The sequence below is a fragment of the Shewanella sp. WE21 genome, assembly GCF_002966515.1.
In the GTDB taxonomy this organism is placed as follows: Bacteria; Pseudomonadota; Gammaproteobacteria; order Enterobacterales; family Shewanellaceae; genus Shewanella; species Shewanella oncorhynchi.
In genome coordinates this window covers 1,523,054-1,541,976 of the sequence record NZ_CP023019.1, presented here as the reverse complement: position 1 = coordinate 1,541,976, position 18,923 = coordinate 1,523,054, and the positions used below count along the sequence as shown (strand labels likewise).

Here is an 18,923-nt window from a genome sequence, read left to right as displayed (position 1 = left end):
TGGATTAACTTGTTTTTGTTAGCTCACTGATCAAGGATTTTCGGTTCACTTTCAGTCCTATTTGTTCATTATTTTCTGGCCATGAATAATATTGTCTTGGACGTTTGAAGCGGGCGATTTTGTTGGCAAGGAATAGTTCGAGCGTATTTGCAATCGACTCTGGGTGGTGGGTTAAACTGCCGCGAATGATGGCGGCAGGGAGATTGCCAAATTGTACATCTGGTATGGCGAAAACGATTGCATCGTCTATTTGTGGATGTTGTTTAAGCGCGGCTTCGATTTCTTCTGGCTGGATGTTTTCGCCGCCGCAGATAAACATATTATCGACGCGGCCAAGAATGCGCAGATTACCATTTTCGTCCCATTCGCCCTTGTCTTTGGTGTAAAACCAGTCGTCTTGTTCAACGCACTTTTGTATTCCATCCGCGGTGAGATAGCCCATAAACAGGCATTCGCCTCGCACCAAAATCACACCGTTTTCGATTTTAAGCTCACGCTTGGGGAGTAATTTGCCACTGCTGCCGTCGCTTAATGCGGGACCTGTGGTGATCTGCGAGCCCATTTCTGTCATGCCGTAACTCGTATAGCTGGCGATATTGCGTTGCTTAAGCTCGGCGAGTAAGTCTAGCGAGACTGCGCCGCCGCCCAGCAATAGGGCTTTGATACTTTTAAGTTTACTACTTGTATCGGCTAATAACTTACTCAGTTGTGCAGGCACCAAAGAGAGGTGGGTCAGCTTATCTTGGTCAATTTGCTGACTAAGACTTAGCGCTTGATCTGGTATGACAATACTGGCACCGACTAAGGCACAGCGGTTTAATATCGCAAGACCGCCAATATGGAATAAGGGCAAGGAGAGTAGCCAAGCATCACCTTGTTGGAGTGGGATTAAGCTGCGGGCACCTTCGGCATTGGCAATATGATTCGCTAAGCAATGCACCGCCGCTTTGGGAAAGCCACTAGAGCCTGAAGTTAAAATCACATTAGCTGGACGAGTAAAGTCGACAGGCAGAGCTAAGTCACTGCTAACGCGATTGAAATTTAAGCGCAAGTGATGACAATTCTGTAGTTCACAAACCTCAGCACTCCAAACATAGCGGATCTGATGTTGATCAATTAAGTCTTGGATCTGCGCGAGGGGAAAACGTGGCGAGATAGGAAAAAAGATTACTCCTATATCGATGCAGGCCCAATAGAGACAAATGATCTCGAGATTATTGCTAGCAATACAGGCGAGCGGCTCACCGTTTGAGATCCCCGCAGCGCTTAGCTGCTGAGCCAGTGCGATAACGCGCTGGCTAAGCTCTGAGTAACTAATGTCTTCCCCCGCCAACTTGATGGCTGTCTGCTGTGGAAACGCAAGCGCAGCTTGGTGCACGGGTGACAGCGCAAGCGGTTTTGATAGGCTGGCATTAGACAAACTCGTTTCCCTCACTTGTAGCTGTATCATCATTTTGTTGCATTGAATCAATGGCATGCAGTGCAATTGGCTCAAGTTGCGCGAGTGTGAGGCAGTATTTTTTACCCGATGACACGACTAAATCTTGGCTAAAGGCGCTGAGGGTATCGAGCCCAGGGATTTCATCCGGAGTGAGAATCGCGGCTAAATGGGCCAGATCATTAATGCCTAAACTGCTCTCTAGACTCGAACTGATAATGCAACGTACGCCATAGCTTTGCGCCGTATCGATTAAATTAGCTAGCTTTTCGATACTGCCGAGCAGCATAGGTTTGATGACAAGCGCAGTCAGGCCATTTTGCATTACAAACTGGTATTCTGGATCCTTGAGCGATTCATCGAGGGCGTAGGGTATACCAATTGCTTGATAAAATTCATGATTATCATGATGATTCAGGCAAGGTTCTTCAATGTACTCTATGGTCTCTAGGGGCAAGCAAGCGGCAAATTCGATTGCTTGCTCAAGTGTAAACCCTCGGTTCGCGTCCAAACGCAATTTGAGATCGGGGCGGGTACGTAAAATGCCATAAATCAGGCTTAGTTCATCTTCGATTGAAGTTTGCGCGACTTTGACTTTCACCGAACGAACATTCCTGCTAAGGGCGGCAATTTTGCTATCGAGCAAGTCTTTGCTGGCATCCGTTGGATGATAAATCAAAGGGACTGTGGCCGTTTGTGGACGGATGGCATCGAGTTTGCCCATTAACTTGGCATGTAACAGACTTAAACCAAAGGCCAAAGAAGGGTAAGGACTTTGCTCGGCGCATTCCAGCAATGTATCAATATGCTGACCGCAGAGTTGGGGTAATAATCCAGTCAAAGCCGTTTGCACTTGAGTGAGTGTTTCACGGCTGAACCCCATCAAGGCTTGTTCATCGACATCTATGCCAGAGAGTGGGGCAATTTCAACTTCGACTTGTCTATGCTCGCCACCAACATTAGCGCTGGCACTGACACTGGCTTGTAGTACTAATCCCGCTCTGTGATCGATACGTTGCTTACCGACGGGCAATAATACGTCGAGCGGTAGTCGATATTGATACAGGTTAAGCGAAGTTAATATCATATATTTCCTACATTTTAATTCTGTCATTACCCTAGCAACTTCACTATTTTTGAGGTTAATGCCTCGGGAGCGGCTTGGTGTATGTTGTGGCCGGCGCCGTGAATACTATGGACGAGGATAGGCGCGTGTAATTGCCACTCTTGGGCGAGGGCGTGGAACTTAGCATCTTGGTTGCCAGCAAAGAAATGGCACTCACAGGTAAGCTGCAAAGGTACATCCCACATCGATGCTTGGTGTGCGAGTGAGGTGGCAATGAATACCTCTTTAAGCCGCTGTTTAGGATGCAGATCTAATGCTGCAGAACGATGCTCGATTAAGGTTTTTCGTTTGGCCGCAGTCATGTCGGCAAACACGGGCTGCTGATACCACAAGTTTAAAAAATCTTTGCTAGCCAGATGCAATAAACGCTCGGCCCATTGAGCATCATTCTTGGTTCTGGCCGTTTTTTCTTTCGGGTCTACCTGCCCTGGGTGGCAGGATTCGAGGTTCAGACTTAACAAGCGCTGCGGATAAGCTTTTGCAAGGTGCAAGGCGATACGCCCACCTAAGGAATAACCGTAGAGATGAAATTGGTCGGGACTTGGATTAAGGCTATCGAGCCGCGCCATTATGTTTTCGACGCAAAAGTCGAAATCGAGCTTAGCCTCAGTCGACCCTTCAGCTTGATTATCACCATGGCCCGGCAGATCCAAACAAATACAATAAAAGTGCTGGCTTAGCGCAGGCATTAACGGCAACCAGTCGGTCTTAGTGCCTAAAAAGCCATGCAGTAACACTAAGGTCGGTAGTGAAGGATCGCCGTAACGGGCCATGGTTGGCATTAGCTTTGTTTCACCCACAAGTTGAGCTCGGCGATTTGGTCGCTGGCTTGTGTTTGACTTACATTGACTTCAATGATCGAAGCCCCCTGAAAATCCAGCGCTTCATTATAGCTATCTTGAAAATCGGCTAAATTATCCACTTGATTATAGGGTAAATTAAACATAGCTGCGGCGTAGCCAAATTCTAAACCGTGGCTAAGTCGATAATAATCGCTACGGACTTGTTCATTGGGAACAGGCAATAAGTTGAAGATATTACCGCCATCATTATTGAGGATCACGATCACCAGCGGGCTGGTTAAGCCTTTAGCGATGGCCAGCGAGTTAAGATCGTGCAGTTGTGATAAATCACCGATGATTAAACTCGTGGGTTTGCCTTCATGGGCCGCAATACCGCAGGCGGTGGCGAGTAATCCGTCAATACCCGATGCGCCACGATTAGTATAAGTGGTTGCCGTACAACAACTGACAGGGGCATACATGTCGTACAAGCGTACAGGCAGGCTATTGCCGATAAAAAGCTGCTGTTCTAGCGGACGAGTATTGGCGATGGCCCGCACAACTTGTGCTTCACCAAATTCCCCTTGGTCGATATTGCGCACAAATAAGTTATGCAATTCATCATTATAGGTGATTAGGGTATTCGCCCAGTTTGCCGAGGATGAGCGATACCAATTTAAGGCCGCAAACTGCTGTGCATTCGCGTGCCAAATGTGTTTAGCATTGTGGCTAGGGTCAAGCCTGTCTTGTTCTGGTAAAACCTGCCAATAGCTGTGCCAATTTTGCTCGGCGAGATAGCCTATCAAGCGTTTTGATAATAAACGGCCGCCGAATACGAGTACACGATCCGCTTCCTGCAATAGATTGCGTGCCCTTGGATGTTGCAGCAGTTGATCAATATTACCTATTGCCGCGGGATGCTGACGCAGTTGCGACTGGGCATCGGTAAGTAATGGCCAGCCGATTTTTTGCGATAGGGCAATTAGTTGCTGTGGATCTTGTTCAGGCGTGAGAGTGCCGACAACGATCACCCCTTTACCGTGGACGAACCGCATAATGGCATCATCACTTGGGCTGCTCACCTGTTTGCTCTTACCGTATTGGGTATACGGGCGTGCGAGCTGCAGCCAAGTTTGCAATGGTTTGAGGTAGGGTGATTCGGCATCGAGAATCGCGCCACCGAGTTCACTCGGATACAAGGGCTCACGGTACATGCAGTTGATGTGCACTGGACGAGTTTGATTCGCCACCGCTTCATCCACTGTGGTAAGCAACGCCTGCGGTGCGATATGTGTATCCGGTGTTGGCAAATTCACTTGAGTGGCGTAATTCGCAAAAATTCCCGGTTGGACTATGGCTTGATTAGCACCGCAGCCGAGTAATTCTGGCGGACGATCGCCACTTAAGACGATTAAAGGTACATGGGTCAGCCATGCCTCCACAATGGCAGGGTACAAGTTGGCGACTGCTGTGCCTGAGGTCGTAATGATGGCGACCGGTGCGCGGCTAGCTTTTGCTAGACCTAAGGCCATAAAGCCAAGCCCACGCTCGTCGAAATGTAAGTGACGCTGGAGTTTAGTTTGCTGGGCGGCGGCGAGGGTTAACGGTGTTGAGCGCGAGCCCGGCGCCATACACACATGTTGCACGCCAAGACGTGCTAACTCCTCAAGAATAAGGGCGCCCCAAATAAGATTAAGAGTGGCTGTATTTTCGGTCCGCATAGCTGAATCTATTAGGATAAAGATGGGCTTAGTGTAACGTGTTTATGCTCCAAGATGTATGCTTGGTTTAACAATTCTCGAGTGGATCGCATGGGGGCTGAGGTGGAGCCTAAGCTAAGGCAGAGGATGCCTATCACCTCGTGTATCGGTGGTTTGTTGTTTGGATATGTTGAGCTATTGCTTGGCTAGATAATACGATCGACGATTTTTTTAATCTCTCCGCTTAACCATTTCAAGTCCTCATTGATTGCATTAGGCTGATTTTTTTGCACTAAGAAAATCGTTGGGGTTTCTGTATCTGCATATAAACGTTCTGCTTCATACTGCGATAGTTGACACGTATGCAGTTCAGGAATATCACTCACCATTTCGTAAACTATCCGATAAGGCAATAGGGAGACTGCATTACTTTCGCCTAGATATTCAAACAAACTTGAAATACTGGTAATGGTAATTTCAGTATTGAGCTTAATGCCATTTGTTATGCAAAACTCTTGGTATGGACTCAATTTGGTGCTGGGATTACCAAGATCCGTATTGACATAGGGGTATTCCGCAATCGTTTCTAGGGTGATTTCCCGTTTAAAAATAGGATGATGCCTGCTAGCAATCAGGTAGAGTTTGTCCATACGTTGCAATTCAGTTGTTAGCAGTTTATCGCCGAAGGCGGCAACATCGGCAGCACTTTTATTGCAACAAATACCTAGGGTTGTATCACCATTAATAATGTCTTGAGTCGTATGCATAGACCAAGGGTTTATATTAATGTGCATGGGTTTTTGCTCTTCTTTAATAGCCTGCATCAAGGCCTTAGGGAATGTGTAGGCAATTAATCCTGGCGCTGCTATTTCGACATGTGTCTTAACTTGGCGAGTGTTTGCTATTCTGGCTTTTTGAAACTTATCAGTACACTCAATTGCTTCTTTTGCAATTGGATATAAATGAGTAGCAAACTCATTTGGGAATAAGCCATATTTACGACGAATAAATAACTCATCACCAAAAATTTCCCGTAGATTTTTAAGGCTACGGCTGATTTTAGGAGCTGGGATGTCTAGCGCTTTCGATACATAGGTTGCTGACTTGTTCTCATATAATGAAACAAGTATTTTTAAACTCAGAATATCGAGGCCATCCATGTTACTAATGTGCATTTTTTATATTCCTTAATATTGAGCAAATACTTAAATCAATGCCTAATTATGGTGCTAATTAATAATTTTAATGTGAAACTAATCCCAAGTTTTGGATCTAGGTTTTATCTATGTGTATCAAAGGTTTTTTTGTTTTATTTTTAATGTTTAAAATGGTTTTTTCATAAAATTTAAAATTTCAAAAACTGATATTTACATATTTAAAATGCAAATACTGAATTATCAAGTATCAATATTTGTATTTAAGATTTACATAATTTTGCAATGTGACGAGCTATTTAAATCATTGTTTATATTTAAGTTGTTATTTGTAAGTGTGACATGTGTCAAGAAAAGATAAGTGTTTTCAAATAATACTAAAGTTGCTTTAAAGGAGATAACAAAAAATAAATTAGTTTTTGGAGGCGTGTATGAATACTTCAGTCATTCTCAGCTATGCGTTTATGTACTTCGTACTATTCGTAGCAGTACCATTCGTGTTTGTGATGTTTGTCATGACTTGCATTAAGTTTTTTAAAGCAGGTCCTGATGAAGCCGCACATCATGAGATGAAACTTAAACCAGTATTGTTTGATAAACAAAGCTTCAATTTTTTTAAATCATTAAAAACAGTTGTTGAAGGTAAATACGATGTTTGTTGTAACGTACCATTAGACACTGTATTTGAGATGGACAAACATGATACGGAATTAAATCATGAATGCCGACTCGATTATGTATTGATCGACCATGATTCATCTGAAGTGAAAATGGTTATCAGTGACTTTGGCAAAGAAACTAATTCACCACTGAAAAAACTGTTTAGCAAATTCAATATCAGTTTCATTGAAATGAACCAGCATAAGCAGTGGGATACTCAGAGTCTTAAGCAAGCCTTGGCTGTGTGATCTTGACCGTCGGGTTCGGAATTATCCGAACTCGACCCCTTCTTTACCTTCCTACGGATAAATGTGAGGACTTCCTATGTCCAAAAGACAATGGCTGTGGTCGTTACGCTTAGGTGCTGCTGCGTTGCTTTTAAGCTTTTCTGCAATGAGTGCTGAGCCAGCCAATCAAATTAACAGTGATGCTTGTATGAAGTGTCACAAGCGTAATGGTCAAATGTTAGGGCATCATGGTCAAGATGCGATGAAAATGAGCTGTTCTTCCTGTCATGGAGAAAAGGGCGATCACCCTAAGAAACCGAATGATATGGTGGTCTTTGGTATGGAAGAATCGTCGGATCTGACGGTTCAGCTGAGAGTGTGTCAGAAGTGTCATACCAAGAAAAAACTCAGTGGTGCAGATTGGACGCATAACGTACATGCTCAAAAAGTGCCTTGTGCCGCCTGCCATAAATTACATAGCCCAACGGATCCAATGGCGGATATGACGCCGAAGGTTCGCAGTGAGCTATGTAGCAGTTGCCACACTGGCAAGCAGGAGTAAGGTTATGGAAAATTCAAAAAGAAGATTTCTAAAAGGCACCTGTGCCTTATTTGCCGGCGCTACAGGTGCATCATTACTCGCCACAGTGAATGCATCGGATAGCGTTAAAGCAGAACCTGATGTCAAATATGCACTTATTCATGATGAAACTAAGTGTATAGGTTGCCAAGCGTGTGAGGTGGCTTGTCGTGAAGTGAATAATGTACCCGAAGGTGTGTCTAGGCTTCAAATTAAGCAAGCGGGTCCCTTTGGCGAATACCCTAATCAGTTTTATCACTTTAGTCGCAAGTCCTGTCAGCATTGTGAAGACGCGCCCTGTGTAAATGTATGCCCAACGGGAGCTGCATTTATTGATAAAGAAACGGGTATCGTTTCTGTCGATGCATGGAAATGCGTAGGTTGCCAATACTGTATTGCAGCTTGTCCTTATCAAGTCCGTTTTATTAATCCTGTCACCCATGCGGCGGATAAGTGTGATTTCTGCCGAGAAACTAACCTAGCTCAAGGTAAACAACCTGCCTGTGTTGCTGCTTGCCCAACAAAGGCACTCGTGTTCGGTAATTTAAAAGATCCGACTTCTGAGGTTGTTCAAGTTCTGCGGTCTAATCCAACCCAGCGCACTAAGGTTGATCTTGGAACGAGACCTAAATTGTTCCGTATCGTTGCAAAATCAGGGGAGGTGATACTATGAGTGCCCTACATTTTGATACCTTAGTGTGGCATTGGCCGATTGCAATTTACCTGTTTTTAGCGGGTGTATCTGCGGGAGCCATGTTCTTCGCCGTACTGTTGAAACATTTTGTTTTGAAGCAAAACGCCTATCAGTCTGGTTTTGTGCGAGCCGCTTGTATTGTCGCGCCTGTAGCTGTGATGGCCGGGTTAGGGATATTGGTCGCAGACTTAACTAAACCTCTCGATTTTTGGAAGATTTTGGTGTTCTACAACCCTAAATCTGTCATGTCGATGGGCGTGCTTATTCTGCTGATTTACCAAGTATTTATGTTTATGTGGATTGGTTTGACCTTCCGTAAACCTGTTGATGCTTGGTGTGAAACACGCTTTCCTATTGTGCTTAAGTTGACCGCATTATTGGCTCGATTTGAAGCGACAATTACAGGATTGCTCGTGATTCTATCCTTGGCATTGGGCGCGTACACAGGCTTCCTGCTCTCGGCCTTGCCAGGCTATCCCATGCTTAAAAACCCTGTGTTACCTCTGCTGTTTTTGGCATCTGGTTTGTCTTCCGGTGCGGCATCATCTTTACTCGGTGGCGTGTTGATGAATGGCAAACCTAATGACAAAGAGGTGCACTTTATCCACAAGGTTGAAATCCCACTGATTTTAGTCGAAATCGTGCTGATTTTTACCTTCTTTATGGGCTTAGTGCTAACAGGTGGACAGAGTAAAATTGCCGCCTTTAATGCCTTAGGGTATGGCTTCTGGGGATGGATTTTCTGGCTTGGTATTATTGGACTCGGTTTGTCGGGACCATTGGCGATGAATCTGTTTATGACGGCGACATCTAAACGGAAATGGGCCTACGTGGCGGGGACGGCTTGCTTGAGCTTGATAGGGGTATTACTGCTACGTAACTTCATACTCTATACAGGACAAATGACGATCGCTTAAGGCGTATCGTTAATTAATGACGAAAAAATCATAATAATCAATGGAATCGACGGATCGCGGAAACAATGTCAAAGGAAAACATTGTAGATGAGGCCCTTGCGGCGCTGGCTGAGCTCTCAAGGGTTAAGTCTAGCCGCGGTTGGTTGTGTAACAGGGAGGTCGCTGGGCAAGGATGCCATATTTTACACTTCAATATTTTGCCCTGCCTCCAAACGGGCCTCGCCACCTTATTCCTAAGGGTGGCGTTTCTTGTTTTAGGGAGGCACGATTTACTCGCCGAGGTTATTAATCCATTCACTCATTACCACATGGGTTTTGATCTTGATGATGTCAGTGTGAGTGTCGATATACTCACGGATCTCATGCAGGCGGCGCATCGAGGGCGCATGCACGTACACGAGTAAATCCATATCACCAGAAATACCACGGCAGGTAATCACTTCGGGGATTGCTTGGAATACGTGTACCACGTCGGCGCAACGTGGACATTGATGCTGGATTTCGAAATAAGCCGATACTCCTTCTTTTTGCGACTCACTCAAGAGCACTTGATAGCCACGGATCACTCCAGTTTGTTCGAGCTTTTTTATGCGCTCGGCAACTGCACTACGGGATAGATTGACCTGTTCGGCGATATTCGACACGCTCTGGCGCGCATCCTGACGCAAACTATGAATGATGGCCGTATCGAATTTATCCAAGGGTGACTCCAGTGAAAATGGCTATATTGAATCTGTGTGTTATTTTGCCATTGGTTTGAATAACCACAGAATTTTCTGAGTATTTTTGCTTAAAATTTTACCAAAATTTAAGCTGGCTGTCATTTTGATGGAAATAACGTTATTTGCCGCGATTTTGCCGGTATTGGATGTGGAGAACACTGAAATTAACGGCAGATTGTAGGGCGAAATCTCATTATACTGACAGCTCAAAAACCACAGAATATTAACAGATGAATTCAAATAGCGGAACTATAGGTCGTTGGCAAGGTGCGGGTTTAATGGCGACTACTTTGCTCGGTACAGGGGTATTTATTTTGCCTCAGATGACTATTGAAAAAGCGCATTCTGGCGCCTTAGTCGCATGGATCTTGTTGACCTTGGCCATTATTCCTGTGGCACTGGTCTTTGGTCGTTTAGCGAGTGTATTTCCCCATGCCGCAGGCCCCGCTTACTTTGTCGAAAAAGCCTTTGGTCGCACTGCTGGTCGAACAATTGGACTGATCTTTTTACTGGTTGTGCCCATGGGGGCTCCGGCCGCGATTTTGATGACCTTTCAGTTTGTGAATGCCTTAATCCCGATATCGGGTTGGTCCAAGGTTGGTGTTGAAATACTCGTGATTTTTGGCTTGTTTCTGATTAATTTAAGGGGCATTCAAGTGTCGGCTAAGCTGCAATTTGGCCTGACACTTTGCATAGTCGCCGTTGTTGTGGTCTTGTTTGGTGCGAGTAGTTTTCAGCAAGGTCATCTTACGACACTTGCTAGCCATGGTATGCCTGAAATGCCGACCGTGATGATTGCCGCTGGCATCGCTTTTTGGAGTTTCTTGGGTATAGAAGCTATGACCCATCTTGCCGATGATTTTCGTCGTCCGCAGCAGGATATGATCCCCGCTATGATGATGGGCACAGTGCTGGTGGGCGTGATTTATGTGGCTTGTACACTTTTACTGCTATTAGTGCCGACAGATAAAAGTGTCGCCATGATCGGCGTGTTTGACCAACTGCTCGGTGGTTACGGCGCACAAGTGATTGGTGTGTTAGGTATCGCAAGTGGATTGGCAACCGTTAACGTGTATGCGGCCAGTGCGGCACGTCTGGTCTGGAGTTTTAGTTGTGAAGGCATTTTACCGCGCTTCTTTGCCGTTAAGAATGCCCACGGTGTGCCCATTCGAGCACTTGCTGCGCTGTTATCTGTGATGGCAAGCGTGATTGTACTGACTTACCTTACCGGGCAAGAGTTAGAGCACCTTATTGCATGGAGCAACGGCGTATTTGTGGTGATCTATTTGATGGCTATGCTCGCTGCCGCTAAGTTATTACCACGGCACAATTGGCCGCTGGTGGCGCTGGGTTGTGCGTTTTGCTTAGTATTAGGTTTTGCCCTAGGTGTAAGTATGTCCTATGTGCTTGTGTTGATCTTAGTTGTCGCACCATTTTTGTGGTGGCAAAAGACCCATATTAGTCGCAAACAAAGTTTGGCGTTACCTGAGTAATATTCGCACCCTCTGGGGCTAAATCAACATGATGGGTTAATTAAAAAAGCCCCGAACTTTTTATTGTCATAAGAGTTTGGGGCTTTTTTGTGTGGCTTAGTGGATTTCGAAACTGGATATGATTGAGTGCGATTAAATCGAATGAAATAAAGAGGTAAACCTTAAGTCTGATGGCCGCCAAGCTTTGTTGCCGAAGGACTGCACATTACTGATATTTAATGTATCTCGGTGAGCGAGGCGATAACTTGTGTTCTATATTTTGATCATTCATACGGAAGGAGAATAAATATGGATTCAGCTGCGTTGCTCAATCGTGTCGATGAGTTACCTAGGTTACCTAAGGCGATCAGTGAATTGTTAGATGCGGTCAATGATGACAATGCGACAGTAAAAAGCATTGCCACTAAAGTTTCACACGATCCCTTAATCAGTGCTAGGGTGTTACGCCTTGCTAATTGTGCCCACTATGGACGTAGTCGAGAGGTTGGCACTATCGATGAAGCTGTTGTGCGTCTTGGGATGCAAACTTTACGAACCTTAGTGCTCGCATCGGCGGTGATTGGTGCAGTCCCTAAGTGTGAAGGAATAGATTTAGCCCAGTTTTGGGGGCAAACCTTTGAGATTGCGCTTTATAGTCAAGAAATGGCAAAGCGTTGTGGTGCTGTCCCAGAAGAAGCTTTTACTTGCGGTATCTTACATCGTATTGGCGATTTATTGATTGCGGCAGTATCGCCTGAAGATGCGGCGAAAATTGCCGAAGCTGTGGTGCAGGGTAAAGATAAGCATCAGTTTGAGCGCGAGTTACTCGGATATGATTCCCCGGATATTGGCGCATTACTAGCGAAGAATTGGAAGTTTACACCAGCGTTAGTGCAAGGCATTTTGTATCAAGACCACCCTAAGGATTCAAACCCATTTTCAAAACTTGCTGCGTTATTATGCTTATCTTACAAAGTTCTAGATGAGTGGGATACGATTGAGGATGATGAAAAAACCAGTTGGTTATCTCAATTAGCGACTAAGAAAGGATTGAAGATGGAGATGGGCGGGCTAAGGACTAAGTTGACTGAATTACACGGTTCGGGATATGAAATCGGTAAAGCGTTAGCTTAGAATTTTGTTTCGCTTAGTGTTTTAGTGAGTAGGACGGCAGTAAAAATATTTTTAGCCAAAGAGCTATATCAATTTAGTCTGAAGAAGACCATCGCGTGAATGGGGAACGGGTGTTTCGCATTCACGCTTTTTTATGGGCTTTTGTTGATTTGCACTTTGACTGAATAGTGTATGTGGTTAGCCAGTTTGTTGGGTTGCAGCTATGGCAAGATTACGCATTTGGATCAACTCGCTGTGTTTGAGGTGCAACAAATCGGCGGTGCGTCGAATGATCTGGTCTTCATATTGGGATAGCTGGCCATCGGCGTAGGCCAGTTGCCACATTGCGAGCAACAATTGCTGCTTTTGCGCTAGGCTAAATTCAGCGTTAATGGCTGAGGTGAATTCAAAGAGTGAGGTCGCGCTGCCTTGTACGCTTTTAGCCTCATCAATCAGTATCTTAGCGTCTACTTCTGACATTGATAAGGTATCGGTTAGCAGCTTAGGTAATAATGCTTCTTCCTCTGCCGTTAAGGTCTCATCGGCAAATACGACTTCAAGTAACATACTCGCTGCGGCCAGTTTAAGTTGATGTGCTTTGTCTTCAGGGGAGACTGCTTGAGTATGAGCTTCAAAAAATCGTCTTAATTTCGCAATCATATTTGGCGGTTCTCATGCTGGAGGGAATATAAAGTAGAGTCGATTGGGAAGTGAAAGTTCACCCTAAACCTTGTATTGCTTAGGGTGAGGTAAGACTGAATTACAGTAGCGAGTTCAGACCTTTCATCAGTAAGTCTGAGGTGCCTTCAGTGCCATTGGTATCTAAGTAAGACTTAGCTATGTTGATCATTGGCATTGCTAGATCTTTAGAAATGCCCAATTTTTCAAAGGCGTCTAATACCATAGCACTGCCTTGCAGTGATGAACCTAAATCACCCGCTTTGGATAATAAGCCAGAAACACCTGATTTTGAGTCCAATTTAGGCGCAGCGGCTAGCAAACTATCGGCATTAGGAATGCTGGCAGCCAGTTTTGAGTAGTCGGTTGTTCCTAAGCTTGATTGCGCTAAGCCTAATAAACTGCCTAAGCCACCTTCGGCTTGAGTTTGGTTTAAACCCAATTGTGACATGACGCTGCCAACTAAATCATTCGACTGAGTTGCCGCTGCTGTAGTGGTCGCTTTTTCAGTTTTGGCTTGAGTTCCTGCCAAGTTATCTAACCAGCCTGCACTGGCGGGCGCCGCTAAAATACAAGTGCTGAGGAGGATAGAGAAGGTCAGAGTGTGTTTCATATGGAAGCGTCCTTTGAGGGTTTGCGCACGAGTTCGCTGGACAGTTTAGCGGGTTTGTCACTTTTGTTGCAGTAGTTTTCTGTGATTTACGGTTCACACTGGTGATTTCTACTGTGCATTGCCAAGGGATTTTCGGTATCCTTAGCGGCAATTCTAAGTGTTAATTCATTTCAATTATTTGGAAAGTCGCATGTCACTATCCGCAATTTTGTCAGAAGCCTATAACTTCTTCCGTAATCATCTGGCGCAACTCGCTATGCTGACGATCCCATTACTCTTGATCCAAGTGGGGATCCAGTTATGGCTTGGTATAGAGATGAGTAAAGTTGATCTAGAAAACCCACAGTTTGGCGCGCCGCATATGATCGCCATGATGCTGTTACTACTTACTTTTTCGGTATTAATTGCCGCTTTGACTCTGTTTTTAGAACTGCGCTCACAAGGGCATAGTCCTTCAGCGGGAGTGGTGTTGAAGGCGAGTTTACCTTTTGTTCCACCATTATTATTGGCTGGGGTGTTTTCTGGTCTAGCGATTTTAGCACCAGTGATGCTGTTTGCCGCCTTCGGTCCTGTGTGGCTGGTAGGATTGGTAATTAGCTTCTATCTCTTTGCACGTTTAGCCTATGTGAACTTTATGGTTGTGGTTGAGCGCTTAACACCGCTAGAAGCGATTAAGGGTAGTTTTAGTTTTAGTGGCCCTATCGTACTGAAAACCATTGCATTATTGATGTTATATTTACCACTCTCCGTCATAGGTAGCCAGCTTTCTGGGTTAGCATCCATGGGCGGATTACCTGTGCAAATGTTAGCGGATACTTTTATGTCTTTTATTGGATTATTCGTTAACGTCGCTTTGTTCCGCTTATATATGGTGTCGAAAAAACCAAGCGTCGAATAGTGCAACATCAATTCAGCCTGTAGGGAATCACTCATGGGGACGAAAATAGTCATTAAGGATAGTGAGTTTATCCACGATTTTTCGGTCTCCTTGAGTGATGATTACCTCAAGGCGAAAAGCTATGTGCAGGATGTACCGACACAGTCGCTACTGCACATTCGCAGTTTTACCCATAAACTTACAGAGTTACTGGGGCAAGATAAGCAAATCGCGTTTTCGAGTCCGAATTTATACGATAGGATCGAACAGCTAAATCAGCGGCGCGTGATTGATGTGAAGACCACTCGTGCCCTGCATCGATTGCGTGCCGACGGTAACCGCGGTGCTCATCCTGAGAAATACCATCTCACCCAAGAACAATTACTCGCGCTAGCGCAAAAATCCATTAAAGATGTCCTGACTTTAGTCGAGCACTTGTATCCTAAGGTTAAAGGTCGAGTTGCCCCTGACTACTGTTATGAAGCGACTGACGCTATGACGGTGAGGGACTTGTGCTACCGCGCTGTGATGGAAGATGACCCGCAAGCGCAGTATTTGGTTGGGATATCGTTTAAGACCAAGGCTTTGATACTGAAAGAACAAGAACTGCTCAAAGAGCAAGAACTTGCGGCAGAAGCCGAAGCTATATCAAGCCAAGATTTATCCACAGTTTCACCTCTAAATACCATTTCTCACATTAGCGCAGCTGACAGTTTTGCCCGAGCGGCCTATTGGTTTTCCCTTGCGGCACCTAAGCACATGGAAGCCTTACATGAGCATGGCGTAGCACTGATCCACGGTTATCAAGGCGCGCCAGAAGTGGCTAAAGGTGAACAGATCATTGCCACTGCAGCAGCAGCAGGTGTGGTCAATGCGATGGCGTTATTGGGATATTTTTATCTTGTAGGCAGTGAGTCGTTTCAACCCGACAGCAAGTTAGCACAGCAATATTTACAAGGTGCGGCAGATGGCGAGCAAACTGAAGCGATGGCGAATCTAGGTGTGTTGCATTACCAGCAAAAGAACTTAACTCAAGCCTATCATTTTATAAGCAAAGCCGCGCAAGCAGGTTATCCCCATGCCCAGTATCATTTAGCATTAATGCTTGCCAATGGAGATGGCTGTACTCGAGATATGATTGCCAGTGAGCATTGGATGGCCGAAGCTGCCGAGCAAGGACAACTCGATGCTATGCTCACGCGGGCGCAGCATATGCTCAATGATGACAATGCCTTTGGCAGTGATTTGACTCAAGCTGAGGATTATTTGCGCCAAGTGATCAAATATAGCCACAGTGTGCCTGCGATGATTGAGCTGAGTATGGCACTGGCCGACGGTATCTTAGGGCGAATTGATGTCGTTGGATCTGCTGCTTTGCTTAAGCTGGCACGGCAAAATGCCAATAAAAAAGAGGCGGATATTATCGAGCCTCTGTGGCGTTCACTGGTATTACAGATTGAAAATGTGCTTGAGGTAACCCAAGATCCCGCCGAAATTCATAGCCTTAAACGCGCGCAGACCTTACTCGCTTGAGCGCAGTTTTGCTTCGATTGAACTAGTGTTCATCCTCTTTATGCTCAAAAGTGCGCCCTTGATGGCGTGCCGCATTAGATTCCCTAACAATAGTGTCAGATCCATAAACCTGACTTAGCGGCTCCTCTGTCGCGTGGGCATGCTGCGTTGCGTTTGCCTGAGCCTGATTAAACTTAGCCAACTGACGTGCCATATAAAAGCGGCTAAATAGGACTAAACAACCGAGCGCCATTGCGCCAAATAAGAGCACGAAGGGCAATAAAAATAGTGATAAACAAATTAGGCTAATGCTAATTGCCATCGCTAACCAAGCCCGTGGGCCAGAAATTCGGGTCTGCAGTGGGCTCTGTTGGAACTGTTGAAAAATCATAAGAACTCCTCGATAGGCAGTGGACATTTAGTGTGCAATAGCGAGTGCGTCTAGGTCACGTTAATCTTGATTAATTTACTTTATTTTACTCCATAGACCATTTTGGTGTTGCGCATTACTTTGATATGTAATCGCATGCCTATCTATATGTTGTTGCTCGAATAACGGTTGGTTAATTATATGTGTTTGCTAAAATCTTTTTGATGTAAATCTGAGCAATTTCTTTGCTAACTGTACATAATATGAGAAAATTCAGCTCAAATTTAACTGCAGTTTTAACTCAGTTAGCCGCCTTATTATATTGGTTGTAAATGTTCGTTCGACCCGCTCAAACACCCTCTTGTTTCACTGCTTTGTTAATTAATTAGACGCCAACATGAACTCATATTCGCTCAAGCAAAAAATTCTGTTCTCTGTCGTGGCAGCCCTTTCACTCGTGATTGGTTTGTTGTCATGGCAAAGTTATTCCAGCCAAAAATCCCAGCTGTTACAAAACAGCCTAGAACAAGTGCAGCGCTTAGGTGAACAGCAGGCTGAGCGGATCCAAGAATGGTTGGCTGGCCGCCAAGATATTATGGGAGCCCTGGCGAACAAAGTTGAAGGTGACAGCCTCAATACACTTCAACAAGCACAGGCATCGGGCCGTTTCCAGCTGACCTATTTTGGCTCTCAAGCAGGGCAAATGTTGGATTCTGATCCGAGTATTGATCGTACGGGCTATGATCCTCGCAGCCGCCCTTGGTATCAACAAGCCATCAGTGAGCGCGGTCTTATTTTGACAAAACCTTACGTGGATGTTGCCTATAACATTCTGGTTGTGACTATGGCGCAGCCTACCGCACAAGGTGTTGTGGGTGGTGACTTATCTATCGCAAGCCTAGTTGACGGTGTTAATCGGATGAAGTTACCGGCAAACGGTTATGCCATCATGATGCACAAAGATGGCACAGTGATCGCTTATAAAGATCAAGCTAAGACGATGAAACCTATAGGTGAAATCGACAACGAGCTTAATCGCAACTTACCAGAACAGAGCCGTGCAGCGGGTACTCTGTTACCTATGTATTTTGAAAATGAAGGACGCGACAAGTTAGTTTGGAGCGTTGATATTCCTAATACAGATTGGGAATTAGTGTTAGTGCTTGATAAGGAAACGCTAGAAGCGCCACTCTCGAGCCTGTTACTCACCCAACTGGGGCTATCGGCACTTGTATTGCTCTTGAGTGTGTTAGCTATTTCTTGGTTAGTTGGCATGTTACTGGGCCCATTGAGCCGAGTATCGCAGGCACTGGCGCGTATCGCCGATGGTAACGGTGATTTAACTCAGCGTATTTCTGTCGACACTCAAGATGAAGTGGGCGTGCTTGCCGACAGCTTTAACCGCTTTGTGGGCAGTCAACATCAGCTGATCAGCCATATTCGCCAATTAGCGAATGAGTTAGATGCCGATGCTGAACGTAGTCTTGCCACCACGCAAACTTCAGTTGCGGAGTTACAACGTCAGCAGCAAGAAGTCGCTATGGTCGCGACTGCGGTAACTGAAATGGCGAGTGCGACTAATGAGATCGCAGCCAATGCTGAGAACACGGCAACGGCAGCTCAACAGTCTGCAGCGAGCAGTTTACAGGGCAAAGAGTTAGTGAATAAAACTCGTAACTCGATTAATTCACTTGCCGATGAAGTGACTCAAGCAACGGATGTCATTGGCGATTTAAGTCGTCACGCTAAGTCTATCTCGAGTATTCTGGCGACAATTCAAGGGATTGCCGAGCAAACTAACCTGTTGGCGCTTAACGCAGCCATTGAAGCGGCTCGTGCTGGCGAGCAAGGCCGTGGTTTTGCGGTCGTTGCCGATGAAGTTCGAGTACTGTCACGTCGTACACAGGATTCGACTCAGGAAGTACATACCACGATTGAAACGCTACAACGCACTACCGCCAGAGCAGTCAGCTTGATGGAAAGCAGCCAAGCATTAGCGGGTCATAGCGTAGAAGATGCTAATGCGGCGGCGAAAGCCCTTGAAGAGATTACGCAAGCGGTCAACGTGATTTCAGATATGGCAGGCCAAATTGCTACCGCAGCGGAAGAACAGACTCAAGTGACGGGTGAAATAACCCAGAATACGGTTGCGATTAAAGATGTGACTGATGAGATTACCGCATCGGCCATGGCAGATTTGGCACAGGCGAGGGGCTTAAAAGCCCGTGCTAATGACCTGAATGCGCAAGTCGCGACATTTATTCTGTAATCGCTATTCTTAATTGTTT

At 45.4% G+C, this 18,923-nt stretch carries 18 protein-coding genes; 9 read left to right on the top strand and 9 right to left on the bottom strand.

From position 1 onward, the window contains the following. Positions 1 to 4: 4 nt before the first annotated feature. The 5 genes from menE to CKQ84_RS06575 form a co-directional block, all read right to left on the bottom strand. The gene (menE, locus tag CKQ84_RS06595) at positions 5 to 1,420 is read right to left on the bottom strand and encodes an o-succinylbenzoate--CoA ligase (protein WP_105250601.1); all 1,416 of its coding nucleotides are present in this window, start codon (positions 1,418 to 1,420) and stop codon (positions 5 to 7) included. Next, complete coding sequence (gene menC, locus CKQ84_RS06590; protein WP_105250600.1) at positions 1,413 to 2,525, bottom strand: o-succinylbenzoate synthase; 1,113 nt, start codon at positions 2,523 to 2,525, stop codon at positions 1,413 to 1,415. Before menC ends, menE begins: the two co-directional genes overlap by 8 nt. A gap of 26 nt (positions 2,526 to 2,551) precedes the next feature. Then, positions 2,552 to 3,346: a 2-succinyl-6-hydroxy-2,4-cyclohexadiene-1-carboxylate synthase gene (gene menH / locus CKQ84_RS06585; RefSeq protein ID WP_105250599.1), complete on the bottom strand. Its 795-nt coding sequence runs from the start codon at positions 3,344 to 3,346 to the stop codon at positions 2,552 to 2,554. After that, complete coding sequence (gene menD, locus CKQ84_RS06580) at positions 3,346 to 5,067, bottom strand: 2-succinyl-5-enolpyruvyl-6-hydroxy-3-cyclohexene-1-carboxylic-acid synthase (protein ID WP_105250598.1); 1,722 nt, start codon at positions 5,065 to 5,067, stop codon at positions 3,346 to 3,348. The genes menH and menD overlap by 1 nt, the downstream gene beginning before the upstream one ends. A gap of 185 nt (positions 5,068 to 5,252) precedes the next feature. Further along, a complete protein-coding gene (locus tag CKQ84_RS06575) occupies positions 5,253 to 6,221 on the bottom strand; it encodes a LysR family transcriptional regulator (protein ID WP_105250597.1) in 969 nt (322 codons plus the stop codon). Between the two features lie 410 nt (positions 6,222 to 6,631). Between CKQ84_RS06575 and CKQ84_RS06570 the strand changes: the two genes are divergently transcribed. The 4 genes from CKQ84_RS06570 (at position 6,632) to nrfD (ending at position 9,278) form a co-directional block, all read left to right on the top strand. After that, positions 6,632 to 7,108, top strand: coding sequence for a DUF2726 domain-containing protein (locus tag CKQ84_RS06570; protein WP_105250596.1), 477 nt, complete (start codon positions 6,632 to 6,634; stop codon positions 7,106 to 7,108). A 76-nt stretch (positions 7,109 to 7,184) separates the two neighbouring features. Then, a complete protein-coding gene (locus CKQ84_RS06565; RefSeq protein ID WP_105250595.1) occupies positions 7,185 to 7,649 on the top strand; it encodes a cytochrome c3 family protein in 465 nt (154 codons plus the stop codon). A 4-nt stretch (positions 7,650 to 7,653) separates the two neighbouring features. Further along, entirely contained in the window at positions 7,654 to 8,340 is a 687-nt protein-coding gene (locus CKQ84_RS06560; RefSeq protein WP_105250594.1) for a 4Fe-4S dicluster domain-containing protein, read from the top strand. Continuing rightward, positions 8,337 to 9,278 (top strand): cytochrome c nitrite reductase subunit NrfD, encoded by a 942-nt coding sequence (nrfD, locus tag CKQ84_RS06555; RefSeq protein WP_105250593.1) that lies wholly within the window; start codon positions 8,337 to 8,339, stop codon positions 9,276 to 9,278. Before CKQ84_RS06560 ends, nrfD begins: the two co-directional genes overlap by 4 nt. A 269-nt stretch (positions 9,279 to 9,547) precedes the next feature. Here nrfD and CKQ84_RS06550 read toward each other — a convergent pair whose 3' ends face one another. Continuing rightward, complete coding sequence (locus CKQ84_RS06550; protein WP_006079646.1) at positions 9,548 to 9,979, bottom strand: Lrp/AsnC family transcriptional regulator; 432 nt, start codon at positions 9,977 to 9,979, stop codon at positions 9,548 to 9,550. A gap of 251 nt (positions 9,980 to 10,230) precedes the next feature. Here CKQ84_RS06550 and yjeH point away from each other — a divergent pair, with 251 nt between their 5' ends. Together yjeH and CKQ84_RS06540 are read left to right on the top strand one after the other, a co-directional pair. After that, positions 10,231 to 11,493, top strand: a complete 1,263-nt coding sequence (gene yjeH, locus CKQ84_RS06545) for an L-methionine/branched-chain amino acid transporter (RefSeq protein WP_105250592.1) — start codon at positions 10,231 to 10,233, stop codon at positions 11,491 to 11,493. Positions 11,494 to 11,781: 288 nt separating this feature from the next. Beyond that, entirely contained in the window at positions 11,782 to 12,606 is an 825-nt protein-coding gene (locus CKQ84_RS06540; protein ID WP_105250591.1) for an HDOD domain-containing protein, read from the top strand. 177 nt (positions 12,607 to 12,783) lie between these two features. On the opposite strand, the gene CKQ84_RS06535 is transcribed toward CKQ84_RS06540, so the two are convergent. Together CKQ84_RS06535 and CKQ84_RS06530 are read right to left on the bottom strand one after the other, a co-directional pair. Further along, positions 12,784 to 13,245 carry a TerB family tellurite resistance protein gene (locus tag CKQ84_RS06535; protein ID WP_105250590.1) on the bottom strand — a complete coding sequence of 154 codons (462 nt, stop codon included), beginning with the start codon at positions 13,243 to 13,245 and terminating at the stop codon, positions 12,784 to 12,786. Between the two features lie 100 nt (positions 13,246 to 13,345). Beyond that, positions 13,346 to 13,876, bottom strand: a complete 531-nt coding sequence (locus CKQ84_RS06530) for a DUF2780 domain-containing protein (protein WP_105250589.1) — start codon at positions 13,874 to 13,876, stop codon at positions 13,346 to 13,348. Between the two features lie 190 nt (positions 13,877 to 14,066). On the opposite strand from CKQ84_RS06530, the gene CKQ84_RS06525 reads away from it, so the two are divergent. Together CKQ84_RS06525 and CKQ84_RS06520 are read left to right on the top strand one after the other, a co-directional pair. Then, entirely contained in the window at positions 14,067 to 14,774 is a 708-nt protein-coding gene (locus CKQ84_RS06525; RefSeq protein ID WP_105250588.1) for a hypothetical protein, read from the top strand. A 33-nt stretch (positions 14,775 to 14,807) separates the two neighbouring features. After that, complete coding sequence (locus CKQ84_RS06520) at positions 14,808 to 16,286, top strand: DUF4145 domain-containing protein (protein ID WP_105250587.1); 1,479 nt, start codon at positions 14,808 to 14,810, stop codon at positions 16,284 to 16,286. Between the two features lie 22 nt (positions 16,287 to 16,308). Here CKQ84_RS06520 and CKQ84_RS06515 read toward each other — a convergent pair whose 3' ends face one another. Further along, a complete protein-coding gene (locus CKQ84_RS06515) occupies positions 16,309 to 16,656 on the bottom strand; it encodes a hypothetical protein (protein ID WP_105250586.1) in 348 nt (115 codons plus the stop codon). Positions 16,657 to 17,032: 376 nt separating this feature from the next. Between CKQ84_RS06515 and CKQ84_RS06510 the strand changes: the two genes are divergently transcribed. After that, positions 17,033 to 18,904: a methyl-accepting chemotaxis protein gene (locus tag CKQ84_RS06510; RefSeq protein ID WP_105250585.1), complete on the top strand. Its 1,872-nt coding sequence runs from the start codon at positions 17,033 to 17,035 to the stop codon at positions 18,902 to 18,904. Positions 18,905 to 18,923: the final 19 nt, after the last annotated feature.

Coding starts and splice junctions, on each gene's coding strand:
- menC (WP_105250600.1), bottom strand. CDS start 2,525: ATGATATTAACTTCGCTTAACCTGTATCAATATCGACTACCGCTCGAC.
- menH (WP_105250599.1), bottom strand. CDS start 3,346: ATGCCAACCATGGCCCGTTACGGCGATCCTTCACTACCGACCTTAGTG.
- menD (WP_105250598.1), bottom strand. CDS start 5,067: ATGCGGACCGAAAATACAGCCACTCTTAATCTTATTTGGGGCGCCCTT.
- CKQ84_RS06575 (WP_105250597.1), bottom strand. CDS start 6,221: ATGCACATTAGTAACATGGATGGCCTCGATATTCTGAGTTTAAAAATA.
- CKQ84_RS06570 (WP_105250596.1), top strand. CDS start 6,632: ATGAATACTTCAGTCATTCTCAGCTATGCGTTTATGTACTTCGTACTA.
- CKQ84_RS06565 (WP_105250595.1), top strand. CDS start 7,185: ATGTCCAAAAGACAATGGCTGTGGTCGTTACGCTTAGGTGCTGCTGCG.
- CKQ84_RS06560 (WP_105250594.1), top strand. CDS start 7,654: ATGGAAAATTCAAAAAGAAGATTTCTAAAAGGCACCTGTGCCTTATTT.
- nrfD (WP_105250593.1), top strand. CDS start 8,337: ATGAGTGCCCTACATTTTGATACCTTAGTGTGGCATTGGCCGATTGCA.
- yjeH (WP_105250592.1), top strand. CDS start 10,231: ATGAATTCAAATAGCGGAACTATAGGTCGTTGGCAAGGTGCGGGTTTA.
- CKQ84_RS06540 (WP_105250591.1), top strand. CDS start 11,782: ATGGATTCAGCTGCGTTGCTCAATCGTGTCGATGAGTTACCTAGGTTA.
- CKQ84_RS06535 (WP_105250590.1), bottom strand. CDS start 13,245: ATGATTGCGAAATTAAGACGATTTTTTGAAGCTCATACTCAAGCAGTC.
- CKQ84_RS06530 (WP_105250589.1), bottom strand. CDS start 13,876: ATGAAACACACTCTGACCTTCTCTATCCTCCTCAGCACTTGTATTTTA.
- CKQ84_RS06525 (WP_105250588.1), top strand. CDS start 14,067: ATGTCACTATCCGCAATTTTGTCAGAAGCCTATAACTTCTTCCGTAAT.
- CKQ84_RS06520 (WP_105250587.1), top strand. CDS start 14,808: ATGGGGACGAAAATAGTCATTAAGGATAGTGAGTTTATCCACGATTTT.
- CKQ84_RS06515 (WP_105250586.1), bottom strand. CDS start 16,656: ATGATTTTTCAACAGTTCCAACAGAGCCCACTGCAGACCCGAATTTCT.
- CKQ84_RS06510 (WP_105250585.1), top strand. CDS start 17,033: ATGAACTCATATTCGCTCAAGCAAAAAATTCTGTTCTCTGTCGTGGCA.